The organism is Mucilaginibacter flavidus (assembly GCF_024055575.1).
Lineage (GTDB): Bacteria > Bacteroidota > Bacteroidia > Sphingobacteriales > Sphingobacteriaceae > Mucilaginibacter > Mucilaginibacter flavidus.
Genome location: NZ_JAMXOE010000019.1, coordinates 109,124 through 126,250, shown reverse-complemented (window position 1 = coordinate 126,250; position 17,127 = coordinate 109,124). Strand labels below are relative to the sequence as shown.

General features: G+C 43.6%; 16 protein-coding genes. 10 read left to right on the top strand and 6 right to left on the bottom strand.

Going from position 1 to position 17,127, the window contains the following annotated elements; all coding sequences use genetic code 11:
* Positions 1–316: 316 nt before the first annotated feature.
* The 3 genes from NAF19_RS22920 (at position 317) to NAF19_RS22910 (ending at position 3,873) form a co-directional block, all read left to right on the top strand.
* On the top strand, positions 317–1,840 hold the full coding sequence (locus NAF19_RS22920; RefSeq protein ID WP_252792681.1) for an amino acid permease: 1,524 nt from the start codon (positions 317–319) through the stop codon (positions 1,838–1,840).
* 281 nt (positions 1,841–2,121) lie between these two features.
* Positions 2,122–3,285, top strand: a complete 1,164-nt coding sequence (locus tag NAF19_RS22915) for an MFS transporter (RefSeq protein ID WP_252792680.1) — start codon at positions 2,122–2,124, stop codon at positions 3,283–3,285.
* Between the two features lie 18 nt (positions 3,286–3,303).
* A complete protein-coding gene (locus NAF19_RS22910; protein ID WP_252792679.1) occupies positions 3,304–3,873 on the top strand; it encodes a MarC family protein in 570 nt (189 codons plus the stop codon).
* Between the two features lie 188 nt (positions 3,874–4,061).
* On the opposite strand, the gene NAF19_RS22905 is transcribed toward NAF19_RS22910, so the two are convergent.
* The 4 genes from NAF19_RS22905 to guaA form a co-directional block, all read right to left on the bottom strand.
* On the bottom strand, positions 4,062–6,500 hold the full coding sequence (locus tag NAF19_RS22905) for an AsmA family protein (RefSeq protein ID WP_252792678.1): 2,439 nt from the start codon (positions 6,498–6,500) through the stop codon (positions 4,062–4,064).
* Between the two features lie 115 nt (positions 6,501–6,615).
* Positions 6,616–7,779: an RsmB/NOP family class I SAM-dependent RNA methyltransferase gene (locus tag NAF19_RS22900; RefSeq protein ID WP_252792677.1), complete on the bottom strand. Its 1,164-nt coding sequence runs from the start codon at positions 7,777–7,779 to the stop codon at positions 6,616–6,618.
* Positions 7,776–9,026 (bottom strand): ABC transporter substrate-binding protein, encoded by a 1,251-nt coding sequence (locus NAF19_RS22895; protein ID WP_252792676.1) that lies wholly within the window; start codon positions 9,024–9,026, stop codon positions 7,776–7,778. Before NAF19_RS22895 ends, NAF19_RS22900 begins: the two co-directional genes overlap by 4 nt.
* Complete coding sequence (guaA, locus tag NAF19_RS22890; RefSeq protein WP_252792675.1) at positions 8,983–10,512, bottom strand: glutamine-hydrolyzing GMP synthase; 1,530 nt, start codon at positions 10,510–10,512, stop codon at positions 8,983–8,985. Before guaA ends, NAF19_RS22895 begins: the two co-directional genes overlap by 44 nt.
* 146 nt (positions 10,513–10,658) lie before the next feature.
* On the opposite strand from guaA, the gene NAF19_RS22885 reads away from it, so the two are divergent.
* The 5 genes from NAF19_RS22885 to NAF19_RS22865 all read left to right on the top strand — a co-directional run bounded on the left by NAF19_RS22885 (position 10,659) and on the right by NAF19_RS22865 (position 14,070).
* Positions 10,659–11,414: a nucleotidyltransferase domain-containing protein gene (locus tag NAF19_RS22885; protein WP_252792674.1), complete on the top strand. Its 756-nt coding sequence runs from the start codon at positions 10,659–10,661 to the stop codon at positions 11,412–11,414.
* Positions 11,411–12,475 (top strand): DNA polymerase beta superfamily protein, encoded by a 1,065-nt coding sequence (locus tag NAF19_RS22880; protein WP_252792673.1) that lies wholly within the window; start codon positions 11,411–11,413, stop codon positions 12,473–12,475. The genes NAF19_RS22885 and NAF19_RS22880 overlap by 4 nt, the downstream gene beginning before the upstream one ends.
* A gap of 3 nt (positions 12,476–12,478) precedes the next feature.
* On the top strand, positions 12,479–12,856 hold the full coding sequence (locus NAF19_RS22875) for an AraC family transcriptional regulator (protein ID WP_252792672.1): 378 nt from the start codon (positions 12,479–12,481) through the stop codon (positions 12,854–12,856).
* 254 nt (positions 12,857–13,110) lie between these two features.
* A complete protein-coding gene (locus NAF19_RS22870; protein WP_252792671.1) occupies positions 13,111–13,494 on the top strand; it encodes a VOC family protein in 384 nt (127 codons plus the stop codon).
* A 45-nt stretch (positions 13,495–13,539) separates the two neighbouring features.
* Positions 13,540–14,070: a GNAT family N-acetyltransferase gene (locus NAF19_RS22865; protein ID WP_252792670.1), complete on the top strand. Its 531-nt coding sequence runs from the start codon at positions 13,540–13,542 to the stop codon at positions 14,068–14,070.
* Between the two features lie 91 nt (positions 14,071–14,161).
* On the opposite strand, the gene NAF19_RS22860 is transcribed toward NAF19_RS22865, so the two are convergent.
* A complete protein-coding gene (locus NAF19_RS22860) occupies positions 14,162–14,773 on the bottom strand; it encodes a porin family protein (RefSeq protein WP_252792669.1) in 612 nt (203 codons plus the stop codon).
* Positions 14,774–14,935: 162 nt separating this feature from the next.
* On the opposite strand from NAF19_RS22860, the gene NAF19_RS22855 reads away from it, so the two are divergent.
* Entirely contained in the window at positions 14,936–15,529 is a 594-nt protein-coding gene (locus NAF19_RS22855) for a tetratricopeptide repeat protein (protein WP_252792668.1), read from the top strand.
* Between the two features lie 81 nt (positions 15,530–15,610).
* Here NAF19_RS22855 and NAF19_RS22850 read toward each other — a convergent pair whose 3' ends face one another.
* Positions 15,611–16,720, bottom strand: coding sequence for an AI-2E family transporter (locus NAF19_RS22850; protein ID WP_252792667.1), 1,110 nt, complete (start codon positions 16,718–16,720; stop codon positions 15,611–15,613).
* A 202-nt stretch (positions 16,721–16,922) separates the two neighbouring features.
* Here NAF19_RS22850 and NAF19_RS22845 point away from each other — a divergent pair, with 202 nt between their 5' ends.
* Entirely contained in the window at positions 16,923–17,099 is a 177-nt protein-coding gene (locus NAF19_RS22845) for a DUF6496 domain-containing protein (protein ID WP_252792666.1), read from the top strand.
* The last annotated feature ends 28 nt before the right edge of the window (positions 17,100–17,127 follow it).

Below are 17,127 nucleotides of genomic sequence, written 5' to 3'. Positions count from 1 at the left end.
TAATAATGCGAGTAGCTGCGCGGCTTCCATGCAACAAAAGAACCGGCTATTTATCTTAAAAACACATCGAAATTATCCACTTATGGGGATAATCGATTTCTTCCGAACACCCATGGTGACAACTCCAACAAGGGCGTGAAGGGATGCTGTAAGGTGTCCCTTTTTAGTATAACCAAATATGCGAAAACCCCCATTTTAATTCTGAATTCAGCTTATCTTCCATTGTTACATTCCGTGCTTTATCTTTTCAATAAATTTAAGTACGTTTGGAAAACTGATTTACATTATTTAACAAACTGATCTTATTATTTAGAATATGAGTTTATTCGTAAAAAAATCTCTGTCACAATTAATGGCCACGCCTGAAGAAGGCGCGGGAGGCCTTAAACGGACGCTTGGCGCAGGTAACCTGGTTGCGCTGGGTATTGGTGCAATTATTGGCGCAGGCCTTTTTGTAAGGACTGCCGCAGCCGCAGGCGCTCACGCAGGTCCTGCAGTAACCCTTTCGTTTATCGTTGCAGCAATTGGCTGTGCTTTCGCAGGCCTTTGCTATGCAGAATTTGCGTCCATTATCCCTATTGCAGGTAGCGCATACACCTATGCCTACGCAACCATGGGCGAAATTGTGGCCTGGATAATTGGCTGGGCACTGATACTGGAATATGCACTTGGTGCTGCTACGGTATCCATCAGTTGGAGTGAATATGCCAATAACCTGCTCGGGCATCGAATACCGTACGAGTGGTGCCACTCGCCAATGGAATCTGTTTTGGTAAACGGTCAGCACGTGAGCGGCATTATCAATATACCGGCACTGGTTATATTACTGTTACTGTCGTTATTGCTGATAAAAGGCACACAGGAATCTGCAACTGTTAACACCGTTATCGTAATTATAAAAGTTTCAATCGTATTGGTGTTTATCGCTATAGGCTGGCAGTTTATTAACCCTGCTAACCATACACCATATCTTATCCCTGCTGATGCTCCTCCGGCAACTTTGCCCGATGGTTCTACCTACTCATATGCCGGATTTTTTAATCACGGCTGGGGTGGTGTACTTAGGGGTGCTGGTGTTGTGTTTTTTGCATTTATCGGCTTCGATGCGGTTTCTACGGCTGCACAGGAAGCTAAAAATCCTAAACGCGATATGCCGATAGGTATACTTGGTTCACTGGTTGTTTGTACCATCCTTTATATCCTTTTCTCATGGGTATTAACAGGTGTTGCGCCATACCAGGACTTTATGCACGCAGGTAAAGAGGCTTCTGTAGCTTACGCCATCAGCCATTACATGCAGCATTATGCATGGCTGTCAACTTTAGTAACAGTTGCTATTTTGGCCGGTTTCTCATCAGTAATACTAGTGATGCTTTTAGGGCAATCGAGGGTGTTTTACACCATGGCGACAGACGGCTTACTACCAAAAGTATTCAGCGATTTACATCCAAAATACAGCACCCCATATAAAAGCAACATGATACTGTTTGTTTTTGTTGGCTTGTTTGCAGCTTTTTTACCTGAAAGCGTTGCTGGCGACTTAACATCAATTGGTACTTTATTTGCGTTTGTGGTGGTTTGCGTTGGCGTGATGATACTCCGTAAAAAGAGCCCGGACCTGGTAAGGCCGTTTAAAACGCCGCTTGTACCGCTTGTGCCTATTTTGGGTATGATAATTTGTGGAACTATGATAGCCAGCCTTGAAACCAGGACGCAATTGAGCGCACTTGGCTGGATGGTATTAGGTTTGATAATCTACTTTACCTACAGCAAGAAAAACAGCAAGCTTGGCAATGCTTCCGAAATATTGCCATCGGCTACTGATTTTGAAAAGAAATAATTTACAGGCCGGGGCTTTTAAGCGTTGCGCTAAAAGCCCCGGTTATTGAAAAATTTAACCTAAATATTGAAAAGGTTCTGATTTATCGGAACCTTTTTTGTTACCTTGAATTTTTATACGCCTCACCCCAAACCCATCTCCAAAAGGAGAGGGGCTTTAAAAAAGAGTGAAGTTAAGTCCTCTCCTTTGGAGAGGATTATTCATAATGTATTTGTCTTTCAAATGCATTCATGAGTGCTCCGCAATTTAGGTGAGGCCTGACGATAATTTTGAGCCCATTAATGAAAGCCGATAAAAACCTGTGGATATTAGTACTGGTATGTATTATTAACTCGCTTGGCCTCGGCATTATCATTCCTGTACTTTACAGTTACGGTAAAACATTCGGGCTTAATGGCACCACACTTGGTGCGTTAATGGCCTCGTTTTCAATAGCGCAGTTTTTTGCCACCCCTGTTTTAGGGTCACTGTCTGACAAATGGGGACGAAAACCCCTGCTGGTAATCAGCCTGGCCGGCACCTGCATATCCTTTTTAATGTTTGCCGAGGCAGGAAGTTTACTGATGCTTTTCGCAGCGCGCATACTTGATGGCTTAACAGGCGGCAACGTATCTGTAGCTCAGGCTATGGTAGCCGATACTGCAACCCCGCAAAACAGGGCAAGGCGATTCGGTATCCTGGGTTCGTCGCTGGCGTTTGGTATTGTTATAGGGCCCTTTGTTGGCGGTGTGTTTACAAAACTTAGTCCGCAGGCGCCTTTCTTTTTTGCTGCGTCATTATCATTGGTAGGCACGCTGTGCGCGGCGATTTTTTTAAGGGAAACCAATCCATCCAGCAAAAAGACCAGGGCCAGGCACCACGAAAAATTCAAGTACAGCAGCCTGATCACTACGCTGAAACGGCCCACTATAGGCACAGCGGTTTTTATAGGGTTTTTGCTGACTATGGCGCAGCTTGCCATGGTAACCGGCTTCCAGACTTTCAGCGTGGATATTTTAAAGATATGGCCCACAGAAATAGGTTTATTTTTTGCCGGGTTTGGGCTTTGCGGTATTATTATGCAATTATGTGTACCGATGTTTACCAGGCTTATCCCGTCAAAAGCTTTGATATTGATGATATCATCCATTTTGTGCTTTGCAGCTATGCTTTATTCGGGCTTTATTTCGTCTTTTGTGCCTTTCGCCATTTGTATGTGTGTTTATGGCATGTTTAATGGCCTGCGCAATCCCATGCTTAACGCCATTATTGCTGATAATATTGATAAAGGTGAACAAGGTAAAATCCTCGGTATCAACCAGGCCTACGCGTCTATCGGGCAAACACTGGGACCCTTGACCGCCGGACTGGTAACTGTAATTTCCATACATAGTGTTTTCTTCTTATCTTCATTTTATATTTTAGCAGCATTTTTGCTGAGTTTCCGTTTAAAGAAAAAAGAGTAACCCTAAAACCCCTACGCTATGCATCCACTAATTTTCAGAGAGGTACTTTCTGTTACCATGATTTTGTTTGCAATTATCGATATCCTGGGAGCTATTCCTATAATTATCGATTTGCGCAGGCGCGTAGGGCATATCGAATCGGAAAAGGCAAGTATAGCGGTGCTGGTGCTAATGGTGGCCTTTTTATTTGGCGGCGAAGAATTATTGTCGGTTATTGGTCTTGATATTCAATCTTTCGCCATAGCCGGTTCGCTGGTAATATTCGTGGTAGCCATGGAAATGGTATTGGGGATAAAAGTTTTTAAAGAAGAAATGTCGACCACGGCATCAATAGTTCCACTGGCTTTTCCGCTCATTGCCGGTGCCGGTACCATGACTACTTTGTTATCCCTTAAATCACAATACCAAACCCAAAATATAGTAGTGGGCATCGTATTAAATACCCTGTTTGTTTACCTCGTGCTAAAAAATGTAAAATGGCTGGAAAAGCTGTTGGGCGAAACCGGGGTGAACATACTGCGTAAAGCGTTTGGGGTTATTTTGTTGGCCATAGCGATTAAGCTGTTTAGGAGTAATACGCATTTGTAGAACCGTAAATCCTCATCCTATCGTCATTGCGAGGAACGAAGCAACCTCTACGCATGCAAATCAACGAAGTAAAAGCTTTGTGGCGACCTATCAGCCGCGTTTAGATAACCATAAACATTACGGTCCGTGAATGTCCTGTGTAGAGGTTGCTTCGTTCCTCGCAATGACAAGTGGGTAAAGTGGGTGTTCTACAAATTAATCAACTTATGATCCTTATTCCACCCGATCTTAAGCTTGCCGGTTTCATCATCTTTTGCTCTTATATGCAGCACAATTCCCCGATTGCGCCTTTGGGCAAGCTTTGCTGTATCGGTTATGCCGGCATCCTTACCCGGATTGCGTAATGGTACATCAAGGGTAATATCTGTGCCGTTTTTGAGGGCATAGGTGCCTGCCACATCTGCATTCAATACGCTCGAGTTAAGCTGCATGGGGTTAATCACAATCTTTTCGCCAAGAATATCAAATTTGGCGTCCAGCTTTTCAATGGTTATCTCCTTAAGGTTGCGGAACGGGAATGCAAACTTGCCGATATTGATAAGTGGTTTATAGTCCAGCAAAGCAGCATTTTGCAAATTGATAGTAGCCACCCCAAATACCGAACCCGGCACAAGCTCACCTGCATTGCTAATCCTGCCGTTTAGCTGTGTGCCGGCCGACAGGTAGCCCCTTAGGTTTTGGTAGGAAATCCCTTTCACCCCAAAGTTATCGAACGCATAAAAAAACTCGCGCACGTCAACATTGTTCACCATGGTATTTAAATTAAACCGGTTCTCTTTTTTGTCCTGGTAAATATTGCCTTTCATCTTTAATGTCCCGCCGGCATGTTTAACGCTTACATTGCTCAGTTGCACCCCTTCTTCTGACAGGTGAAGGTCGGCAGTAGCGTCAGTTGCCAGGAATTTGTTGAAATGAACGTTTGCTGCCCGCAAGTGTATTGATGCCTGCGCCCGGTCTAAAACTGTACCTAATTGATCTACCACATTGCCGCTGTTTTTCCGGCGTTTAACCACTGCTGCGTCCTGTTGCCTTGTGCCCAAAAATCCGATAAACTCGTGAAGATATAACTGCGGACTGGTAATCTGCCAGTCTAAAACAAGCTTCTCGGGCGCATTGTAGTAAAGGTTCAGGAAATTATTTACCCGCCCCTTCATCAGCACTACGCTGCGACCGCTTTGCAGACGGATATGGTCGAGCACCAGGTTTTCGCGGGTAATGTATAACGAAACCGAAGTGTTTTTAAAATTAAGGTTGCGGGGTATGTAGTTGATATCTGCGTTTTTGATGTTGATGGCGCCGGTTATAATTGGTTTATTAATGCGATAATCCACAATGTCTGCCACGTACCGCAACTGCATATCCGCTGTACCTTTACTGAATTTTGCCACGCTGCCGCCCAAAAGATAATTCAAATCGGCCACCGGGAAATTCGACCTGAAATTGCCCGTGGCAATAGGTTTTTCCAGGTTGATGATGCTGCCCGTATCAACGGCGAAAGGTAAATGGTTGTAGCTGCCTGTAAAATTAGATAGCCGGATAATCGAATTTGCATCGCCGAACCCTTTGCCATTGATATAGTTATTGGTGAAAACGCCTTTAAAATTACAGTCGTTAATAATACTTCCCGGGGTGGAGAGCTTGTTATCCTTAGCAATGGCGGTGATATGCAACAAAGGGTCGCCGCCCCCACTAAAACTGCCTGAAATATACGCGTTAACAGCAATAGGATTATCCAGGTTAAACATATTCAGTTTTTCCGTTATATTGGGCGATACCAGCGAAGATGCGTGTCGCCATAAAAGCTTGTCGGCCGTAATATGAAATGTAAAGCCTGCGGGCTTTTTACCAGTAGCAAAGCGGGCAATTATATTGAAATCATCGCCACCTATAGTGAAACCGCTGCTGGTAACGTTGATATCCCCTGTTTCGCTGTTATAGCCGCCTGTTAATTTTCCTTCAACCACCTTGTTTTTTATAAAGCTGCCGTTCCGGGTGCTAAATGCCATGCTTTTGGCTGTTACTTTTAAATCGACATCGGCATTCCAGCCACTATCCGGGTAATTCATTTTCCCGTTTAGCTTGTCGACCTCAAATTGAAACAGTTTTCTTGCCTTTTGGTCGTTAACTGTAAAGATCACCTGGTCTAGGCTGAATTTGCCGATACGGGTATTTGAATTGCCGGAACTTTTGCTGCTATCTTTCGAACTACTTTTTTTGAAAACCGAGGTATTGCTATAGCCCAGGCTATCTGTAAAAAGATCGATAGCCGCATTGCTGATAGTAACATGGTCGATACTAATACTGCCTTTTAGCAGTGTGGCAGTATTTAATGATACATCAAAATTTTTGGTGCTTAACAGTGTATGATGGTGGGCTGCAAATTGCTTATCGCGCAGGGTAACATTTTCAAGCTTCACCAATAGCGATGGAAAACTCTCGAAAAAAGAGGTGGTTACACTCCCCACTACTATTTTGCCATCAAGGTTTTTATTCAACTCGTCGGTTACCAGCGTTATAACCTTTGCCTTGTGGCTGGAAATATAAACTGATAGCCCCGCTAAAACTGCAATAAAAAACAGCAGGAGCGCACCCAATATCTTTAATGAAATTTTTAACCAGCGCGGCATGTTGTGAATTTAAGGTATAAAGGCGCAGTTTAACGGATTGTTTTGAGTTGAAGTATTTAAAACTTATAGGAATCAATAGGTTAGCTTCAAACCGATTGAAAATTCCCTTTAGGGATCAGGGGGCTAACAACCTCGCCACAAACATCGTGTCCGCCTTGTTCTCATATCCCTTAAGTGTAGTTTGCTCCTCCAGTTTTAATCCCAATTCCTTCACCATAAAGCTTACGATGTCCTCGTTCTCTGCTTTAAAAGCCGAGCAGGTAATATAAACCAAAGGCTTGCCGGGTTTAAGGTATTTAGCAACGTTGCGTACAATACTCTGTTGAAGCTTTTGAAAAAACTCGATGTTATAAGTTTCAAACTGGCTAATCATTTCAGGGGTGCGGCCCCAGGTGCCCGAGCCGCTGCAAGGGGCATCAAGGATGATACCGTCAAACTCGTAATCGTGTAAAATCAGCTCATTGTTTTGGGTAAGGTCGAGCAGTTTTTTCTGGTATTTAGTGATGCCCGCATGCTGGAAACGTTCATCAAGATTGGCCAGGATAGATTCGCGGATATCTGATACCACCAGCTTCACCGTAGGCTCCTGTGCATGCAGCAGCAGCGATTTGCCTCCCGATGCAGCGCAGGCATCCCACCAGGCATCCCATTTAGCAGGCTTAAAAAACTGGGCTGTTTGTTGCGAAGAAAAATCCTGCACCTCAAACCAGTGCTGGTTGGGGAAGAGTGCCTCTAATCGGGTTCCGTTAGGCAGCGATATGCAATTGTTTCCTTCGTCTTTAAAAACAACTTCTGCAGCAGTTAATACAATCTTTACTTGTTGTTCGTAGCCTTTATTTACCCTGATAAATAAATCGGGCTGTACAAAAAACGATTTTAAAAATGCATCCTTATTAATGCCAGGAGATAGCTGTTGTGTCCATGGAAACACATCTTCAAGCTTAAAAGCGGGGAATACCGTTTTAATAATGCCGATTTTTTCATCGGTACCGAACCCCATGCAGCCGGCCCAGTCGGGTTTAAAGTGTTGTATAAAAGAGTTAAGCTGGGTATTGCATAAAAACTCTGCTACAAACAGGCGTTCTTCCGGCGGCGTACCTGGCAGTGCCCTGCCAAGGCGGAAATAATTATACAGCAACCGGCCGGCAATCCGCCTGTCGGTTGAGCCCATTTGTTTGTTTTGCCGATAAAATCCGGGTAAAAATTTGCTTAGTGGCGTTTCTGCCGGATATTCATCCAAAATACGCTGAAACGTTTTAAGCTGATTTATTGCCTTCATTCTATCTTTTTCAGCTCAAAATTAACGTATTTATAAATGCCAACGTGCGTATTTATCCATCCCAGGCCAGCTTTTTTCTGAAAATGGAAATTATTGTGCAAACCTGTAAAGTCACTTTCAGCCAAATTTCTCACATCACCGGTTGCCAGCAGGCGGCCAAGGTAAATACCTTCATCAAAACCCTTAATGGCGAAATCAGTAGGTTCGGTATGATACCCATTCCGGTAGTAGCGGGCAAAGGCCATTATGCCGGGGTCTTTATAGTTAATGTGGTCGGATGACGTGATATAGGTGTTCAACCGCTGCAAAAGGTCGCCCTTTAAAAAAGTAAGATTAACCCAGTTGGGGTGACCAAACAAAGTCACAGGATAAGTGCTGTTTAATGAGTCGAGCCCGCGCAGGGTGACGGTTAAAAAATGCTGGTTAGTTGCCGGCATTATAAATACATTTTGCGCGCCGGCAGTAAGCTGTGGAATAAGCGATCCCAGTTGCCCATGTATAACTGTAACATAAACCACCTGTATATGATTTTTGCTCAGGCTGTCGATTGTTTTTTTAAACGGAATGATGTAGTCGTTTTCTTCGCTGTAGCCAGATTTGAGTACGAACACCTTTTTAGGTTTCAGCTTATCGTTAATATAATGTGCAGCAGTCCAGGCGTGATATTCAAGCGGCGGCATCATCGTAATCAGCCCTGCGCTCTTGATAGTAGCAGGGGCGGCGGGCGATAATGGTGAAACCACAGGCTGACGACTGTTAGGATAGGCGCTGGTGAATGCTTTGACATCTTCCGGGAATACCGGTCCTACAATCAAATCACTTGCCCTGATGGCGGGATTTAGGCCAAGGCTGTGCGCCTGTGCCTTTTCGCCTTTTGAATCAAACACCTGCAGTTTATAATTGTAGCCCAACCCGGTAAGCGAATCGAGCGCCATTTTAAAACCACGATAATAATCAAGCGAAATGTCTGCTTCCTTTAAAGTAACCGTAGTATATGGTGAGCCGGCACGCAAATGGTCGAGCCCGAAAGGCAGGAGCAAAGCAATGTTTGATGCTTTTGCTTCTGCTGGTTTAGCCGCATTGGCGGGCTGCGGTTTCTCAACAAGCTTACCGGGTTCGTTTTTTTTAGGCTGTACAGCCACCGTCCGCACTTTTGGCGAACATGCGGCGGCAAATAGTCCTATTATTAAAAACGTTAACCACCTATTCCCACTCAATAGTTGCAGGCGGTTTTGAGCTGATATCATATACTACCCGGTTAATTCCTTTTACGTTATTGATAATTTCGTTACTGATTTTGGCCAGTAAATCGTAAGGCAAATGGCACCAATCGGCGGTCATCCCATCTAACGATTCAACAGCGCGAAGGCAAATAACGTTCTCGTAAGTACGCTCATCGCCCATAACACCTACCGACTGTACCGGCAAAAATATGGCGCCGGCCTGCCAAACTTTATCATAAACACCGGCAGCCCGCAAATTGTTGATATAAATCGCATCGGCTTCCTGTAAAATGGCAACTTTTTCCGGTGTAACCTCACCTAATATCCTGATAGCCAGTCCTGGGCCTGGGAAAGGGTGACGGCCTAAAATATTCGGATCGATGCCTAAAGCCTTGCCAACACGCCTTACTTCGTCTTTAAACAGGGTATTTAATGGCTCAACTACTTTCAATTTCATGAAATCGGGCAGGCCGCCAACGTTGTGGTGCGATTTAATGGTAGCCGATGGCCCCTTAATGGAAACCGACTCGATAATATCAGGATAGATGGTACCCTGGCCAAGCCATTTTACATCCTGTACTTTGTGCGCCTCGTCATCAAATACCTCGATAAATACACGGCCTATAGCTTTGCGTTTTTTCTCCGGGTCGGAGAGTCCGGCAAGGGCGTCATAAAAGCGTTGTTTGGCATCTACGCCGATAACATTAAGCCCCATGTGCTGGTAAGAGTCGAGCACAGATTGGAATTCGTTCTTCCGTAATAAACCGTTATCAACAAAAACGCAATGCAGGTTTTTGCCGATGGCATGGTGCAGCAACACTGCCGCCACTGACGAATCAACTCCTCCTGATAAACCCAATACCACTTTATCATCACCAAGCTTTTCTTTAAGGGCGGCGATGGTGGTTTCAACAAACGAATCGGGTGTCCAGTCCTGCTTGCAGCCACAGATATCAACTAAAAAGTTAAACAGTAATTGCTTGCCGTCGGTACTGTGGGTAACTTCAGGGTGAAACTGTATAGCATAAGTTTGTGTACCGGTAACCTGGTAGGCTGCAACTTCTACGGTATCGGTGCTGGCAATAACTTCAAAATTGGGAGCAATACTCGCAATTGTATCCGCATGTGACATCCAAACTTGCGAACCCGGTAAAATCAGCTTAAACAATGGATTATGCTCACTGATGTACTGCAGGTTGGCGCGGCCATATTCGCGGGTACTTGAGGGCAAAACTTCACCGCCGTGGAAATGCGCAATATACTGAGCACCGTAGCAAACGCCAAGTATAGGCAGCTTACCGTGATACTTTTCGAAATCAAAACCGGGCGGGTTTTCCTGCCTTACCGAATACGGGCTACCTGAAAGGATAATGCCTTTTACACTGCTGTCAACTTCGGGAAAATGATTGAATGGGTGGATCTCGCAGTAGATGTTGAGCTCCCTGACACGGCGCGCAATGAGTTGAGTAAACTGCGAGCCAAAGTCAAGAATGAGGATTTTTTCTTGCATGGGCAAAGATAGGATTTTGATTTCGGATTTCGGAATTTCGATTTCGGATTTTTGATTTTTCGATATCTTGATCTTGTACCTGGAATCGGCTGCGGGGACACAGCCGTCTGTTTTAAGTTGAGTGCAAAGTTGTAAATTGCACTGCTATGCTCGACACCATCAAACAAAAGCTTCTTGAACTTGAAGCAGACAAAGACATCCGCATACTGTACGCCTGCGAATCGGGCAGCAGGGCATGGGGCTTTCCGTCGCCGGACAGTGATTATGACGTGCGCTTTATTTACGCCAGGCCTGTTGACGATTATCTTAAAATAAATGAAATAAGAGATGTAATTGATTTACCCGTTAACGAGGTTCTCGATATCGGCGGCTGGGATATCCGAAAAGTGTTAAAGCTGTTTTTAAAATCAAACGGTGCTTTGTACGAGTGGCTGCAATCGCCCATAGTGTACCGCGACGACCATGGCTTTGCGGAAGAATTGAGGCAGCTGATGCCCAAATATTTTTCGTTGCGCGCTTGCGGTAACCATTACCTTGCTATGGCATTAAACACACTCCATAATGATTTGCAAGGCGAACAGCTTAAACTGAAACGTTATTTTTATGCGTTGCGGTCGGCGTTGGCTTGTAAGTGGATAATCGAGCGCCAAACAGTGCCACCAATGGAATTTAATTTGCTAAGGGTGTTGGTTGATGACCTTAAATTTCAGCAAGCTGTTGACGGGCTACTCGAAATAAAGCAGGTAAGCAACGAAAAAACATTAGTTGGGCCCAATGCCGTTTTGAGCGATTGGTTGAAAACAACACTCGATAATTGTAAAGAGACGATAGGCACGGTTGCGTCAAACCATCAACAAACTGATGAACTGGATGCTATATTCAGAAAATATATTTTACAATGACCTATCCGCAACTTTTGCTGCAACGGCAATTTATCCTGCTGGATTGTATCAGCGGCAGCCAGGCTTATAACCTTAATTTACCCCACTCGGACGTGGATAAAAAAGGAATTTTTATTTTACCACAAGCTGAATTATATGGTTTTGACTACCAGGAGCAAGTAGCTAATGAAAGCAACGATGAAGTATATTTTGAGATAAAGCGTTTTTTGGAGTTGCTGACAAAAAACAACCCCAACATACTGGAATTACTGAATACACCGGCGAATTGTGTTGTATACCGCCACCCCTTGATGGATTTAATAAGGCCGGATGATTTTTTGTCAAAACTTTGCCTCGATACTTTCGCCGGTTATGCACAAACCCAAATTAAGAAGGCGAAAGGACTCAACAAAAAAATTAATAAACCGGTAGATAAAGCGCGAAAATCTGTTTTGGATTTCTGCTATGTTATTTACAAAAGTGGCAGCATGCCTTTAAATGTATGGCTGACGGAAAACAATTTAGAGCAGCAACAATGCGGGTTAGTAAATCTCGACCATTTTCGAAATGTTTACCTTTTATACAGCGAAAAGCAGCTGACCGATGGAAAATGGTTTAGGGGTATAGTATCCAGCGATGAGGCCGACGACGTACAACTAAGTTCGGTTCCGGCAGGTATTGAGCCACTCGCAAACATCACCTTTAATAAAGACGGGTACTCAACCTATTGCAAAGAATATAAAGAATATATACAATGGGAAGAACAACGTAACCAGGTGCGTTATGAAAGCACCCTGTCTCACGGTAAAAGCTACGACGCCAAAAATATGATGCATACTTTCAGGTTGTTGAATATGGCAGAGGAAATTGCGCTTTATAAACAGGTAAAAGTATACCGTGATGACCGCGAGTTTTTGCTGGAAATACGAAGTGGCAAATTTGAATTTGATGCACTTATGCAAATGGTTGAGGAAAAAATGGAACGAATAAAGAAACTGTACGAAGAATCAGATTTACCCAACCAACCTGACGTTAAAAAAGCAGAACATATTTTAATACAGATACGGGAAGAATTTTATTGATTTATGACCTACTACCACCAACAAGTCCTATCCCTCCACAACAATCTTTATCCCAAAGAGTATTTACTCGCGCAGGTTATCCGCTCAAAAAAGTTCATCGATACCAATTTTACAAAAAGCCTTAGCCTTGATGACATCGCCGGCGAAGCCTTCATTTCCAAATTCCACTTTATAAGGTTGTACAAAACATATTACGGCATAACGCCGCACCAGCATTTAAAACGGGTAAGGGTAGCTGCGGCTAAAGAGTTGTTGAAGTCAGGCATGCCGGTTGCGGCTGTTTGTTACGAGGTTGGTTTTGAAAGTGTGCCTTCCTTTACCAGGTTATTCAAAACGATAACCGGCACAACGCCTTTCGCGTGGCAAATAAGGTCGCGATAAAAGCAATACGGTTAGCCCCACCTAAATCCTCTCCGCTGGTTAGCGGAAGGACTTAAAAAAATAAACGCGTGCGAAGCTAAAGTCTCCCCAACCGGGGGAGATTTAGAGGGGGCGTTATACGGAACAACGCCTTTCGCCTGGCAAATAAAGCCGCGATAAAAGCAATATTGGATAATACCTCTCACAAATAATTACTCAAATTTGTGTCGTAACGATGGGCAACATCAACCATTAAAAACTAAAACACAAATTAAATGAAGGTAAAACTAAGCAGCATAACAGTTACCGACCAGGACAAAGCGCTTAAATTTTATACGGAAATATTAGGCTTTGTCAAAAAAACGGAAATTCCGATGGGGGAGCATAAATGGCTCACCGTAGTATCAAAGGAAGAGCAGGACGGCTGCGAATTGGTATTGGAACCACTGGGCTTTGAGCCGGCCAAAGTGTACCAAAAGGAATTGTTCGCTGCCGGCATCCCGGCTACGGCATTCCAGGTAGACGATACTCAAAAGGAATACGAAAGACTGCTAGGACTGGGTGTCAAATTTAGCATGCAACCAACTCAAATGGGGCCGGTTATTTTAGCCGTGTTTGACGACACTTGTGGCAATAATTTGCAGATTTACCAGGTGTAGTTTAGATTTGACAACCTTTTTAAAATTGTCAAATCTCTAAATGCAATGCCACTGACCACCCGCCTTGCCACCCGGCAAGACATCCCCCAATTAAATGAATTGATAGCCCTGTCGGTACGTGGCTTGAGCACCGAATATTACACCCCTAATCAAATAGAAAGCGCCATTAAGTACATTTTTGGTATTGATACCCAGTTGATAATAGATGGAACTTATTACATCGCCGAAAAAGACGGTGTACTGGTTGGCTGTGGTGGCTGGAGCAAACGCAACACCCTTTATGGCGGCGACCAGCATAAAGATATAGAAGATCCATTGCTCAACCCTGCAACAGATTCCGCCCGCATCCGTGCCTTTTTTGTTCATCCCGACTATGCCCGGCAGGGAATAGGCCGATTGATTATGAATGTTTGCGAGGACGCTGCAAAAAGCAATGGCTTTACCACTTTTGAACTGGGTGCAACTTTACCCGGGGTACCATTGTATCAAGTGATGGGATACCATGCAATCGAACGAATTGATGCGCCTTTAGCTGATGGCGAAGTTTTAGGAATTGTAAAAATGAAGAAAGGATAGAAACGCTGCGATGTTTTGCTACATTTCTATCCTTGCGATAAAAAACTAAAATGCTCCAGATCCGAAGCATTGAATTAGTGGATAAGTACGCTTAAAAATTAAGCCCGACATTTATCTGCGATACACTGTTTCTTAATGCCGCATCCGTATTGTTTTTAACTATGTCACTCGCCCCACCTTGTCCGTTAATTTCAATAAACAGCCTGGTATGTGGTGCCACCGGGAATTTTATACCAATGCCGGCGGTTAATCCACCATCCACTGTATTAAACAAAGCTTTTGCATCATCGGCGCTGGCAGTTAGTTTAGCATTTATCAATATACCAACGTAAGGGCCAAAATTCAAATACCAGTTTCGGGTCCTTCCAAAATGCCAGTTAGCCATTATGGGGATAGTTATATAGTCCAGCTTATAATTCGTAGAAAAAGATGGATCATTCCCATAGCCAATAGAGCCATCATTCCAACCTTTTTGCTCGTATGATAATTTAACTTTAACTCCCCATCGGTCTGAAAAATAATACTCACCCGAAACACCTGCGTTAAACCCTGTACGATACGATGTGTTGGTGTATTGTTCGGTAGTAACAGTCGCGCCATTAAGGCCGATATTAACGCCAAACTCGGTATTGCCCTTTGTTTGTGCAAGCGCCGTTGTACAAATAGCCGATACAATAAGTAGAGTAATAAAAATTTTCTGCATAATATGGTTTCTAATTCGCGCAAAGGTATTGTTTATGTGGCGAGTAGTGCTTAGAATAGAAAATAAGGGTTACCGGTTCCGCCTTTATTAAAATTAAGCAGGTAAAAGAATAGCAGCACATTAATTACGTTAGAATATTATATTTGGAAACAAACATTGGCCATGCTAAAAAAAATATGCATCTTCTTATTTGTTGTATTGATAAGCGTTGTTGCCAAAGCGCAATCGGCCGACTCCGTATACAGTAGGTACCTGGATTTTAACCTTGCCCGTTTCCAGGGCGAAACTGAGAAACTGCTCGGCCTGGGTGAAGCCATATTACCTGCTGCCGATAAGCTGCCCGAAAAAACGCGCATAAATTTTTACTTTGCCATTGGCCAGGTTTACGAGAATAATGACCAGCCGCAAAAAGCGCTTGGTTATTACGAAAAAGTTGCAGCCGCCGTACCCGATTATTATGTGGTGCACCGGGGCATCGGATACATTTACCTGGCGCAGGCCAAAGAAATAAAGGATAAGTTAAACGCATCATCCGATGCCGGTTTGACTGAAAAACTAAAGGGGGACTACGAAACAGCAGCCCGTAAAGCTTTACCTCATCTTGAAAAAGCCCAGGCTTGCGACCCCAGCGACGAAACCCTCGATGAAATAAAGTCCCTTTATCAAAATTTGAAAGATACAGAAGGACTAAATACGTTAAATGTCCGTTTGAAAGAACTGTCTAAGCATTGTATTGATTTATTGGAGGATAAGTAGTTCTCCACCACGTAATTGCAATGACGCACGGATGGTTTGCACCTTTATATCTTTGCTGACTATTCCGACTGTTGTACTCCCTCAAGCTTTATCTGCCGCTGCCGGCTTCATCGTTTTCATGGTCGACCTTTTCTCATCCTGTCCGCTGCCCAGCAGGTAGCCCCATGGTTTAAGGCTTTCAACACGATCGAATATAATTTTAAAAATAGCTATTATCGGGATCGATAAAAACATACCCGACAATCCCCAAATCATCTCGCCCAAAATTATTCCTAAAAAGGTAATCAGCGCATTCAACTTTACTTTTGAGCCTACAATGGTCGGCAATAAAACGTTTGAATCGACAAGGTGAATGCCCAGCACCGAAAGCGCCACTAAGGCCGCCGAATTAATACCGCCGGTAGCAAAAGTTATGAGGGTGCTTAAAAACAGGGCCGTAAAAATCCCCAGGTAGGGTATCAGGTTAAATAGTGCCACAACGATGCCGAGTAATACGGCATATTTTACACCGATTATCCAGAACAGCGTACAAGCCAGGCAGGCAACTACAAACATTTCAAGCAGCAGGCCCAAAATGTACTGTCGCAGTATACTTTGTATGTTTTGAACAATATCGCGCACAACAGCCTCATAATTATCGGTAAATACCCATACGATAAAATTTATAAGCAGGATGCGGTAAAGCAATATAAAGAAGGTAAAGATGAGTATGAACAGGTAAAAAAGTACAAGCGATGATATGGCCCCGAACGTAGTACCTATTACCTCAGTGCCTGATGCCATTATTTTTTGCTGTGTACTATGCAAATAATTCATTTGTTTAGCTGCATTTATTTGAAAGGCCTTTTGCACCCACTCGGAAAGGTCGTCGAGCGATTGGCTTACCTGACCTTTAAGTTGCGGCCAGTCACTAGCAAGATTTGATATTTGCGACCCAACCAGGTAGAGCACGATACTAATGAATGCCAGCATCAAAAGAATGGCAACCAGGGAAGCGATGGCGCGCGGTAACCGCAATTTTCTCTCCAAAAAACTGGCAGTTGGGTAAAGCAGGATGGCAAATAAAAAGCCGAAAATTAAAGGGTCGAGTACCTCTTTGCCCTGGATGATGATATAGCCAAGCGACAACAGGCCAATAAGAACCAGCGATAATCTTTCGTAAAACGGGTGTGCAGGTTTTCTTGCAGGCATAATCAGGGGATGTTAAGTAGACGTATCAACGCAATAATAGTTTATTGGTTTGAAGATAATGATAATTGAATAATAATATTTTTTTATCCGTGATTTTGTAGAGATGCAGCACTTTGCGTCGTTGGACGCCGTTTTCAATGATACATTATTTGGCAGGCATTTTGCTTTATACCTAAATTATTTACCTATTATAAAACACATCATGGCAAAGTATTCAGAAAAAGCAGGGGAAAAGGTTGAAAAAACCATGCACGAAATGAAAGAAGGCAAACTTAAAAGCGGCAGCGGCCAAAAAGTAACCAGTAAAAAACAAGCTATCGCAATAGGTTTATCTGAAGCACGTAAAGAAGGGGCGAAAGTGCCGAAGAAGAAAGCGTAAGTTTTAAAAACATTGTCATTGCGAGGAA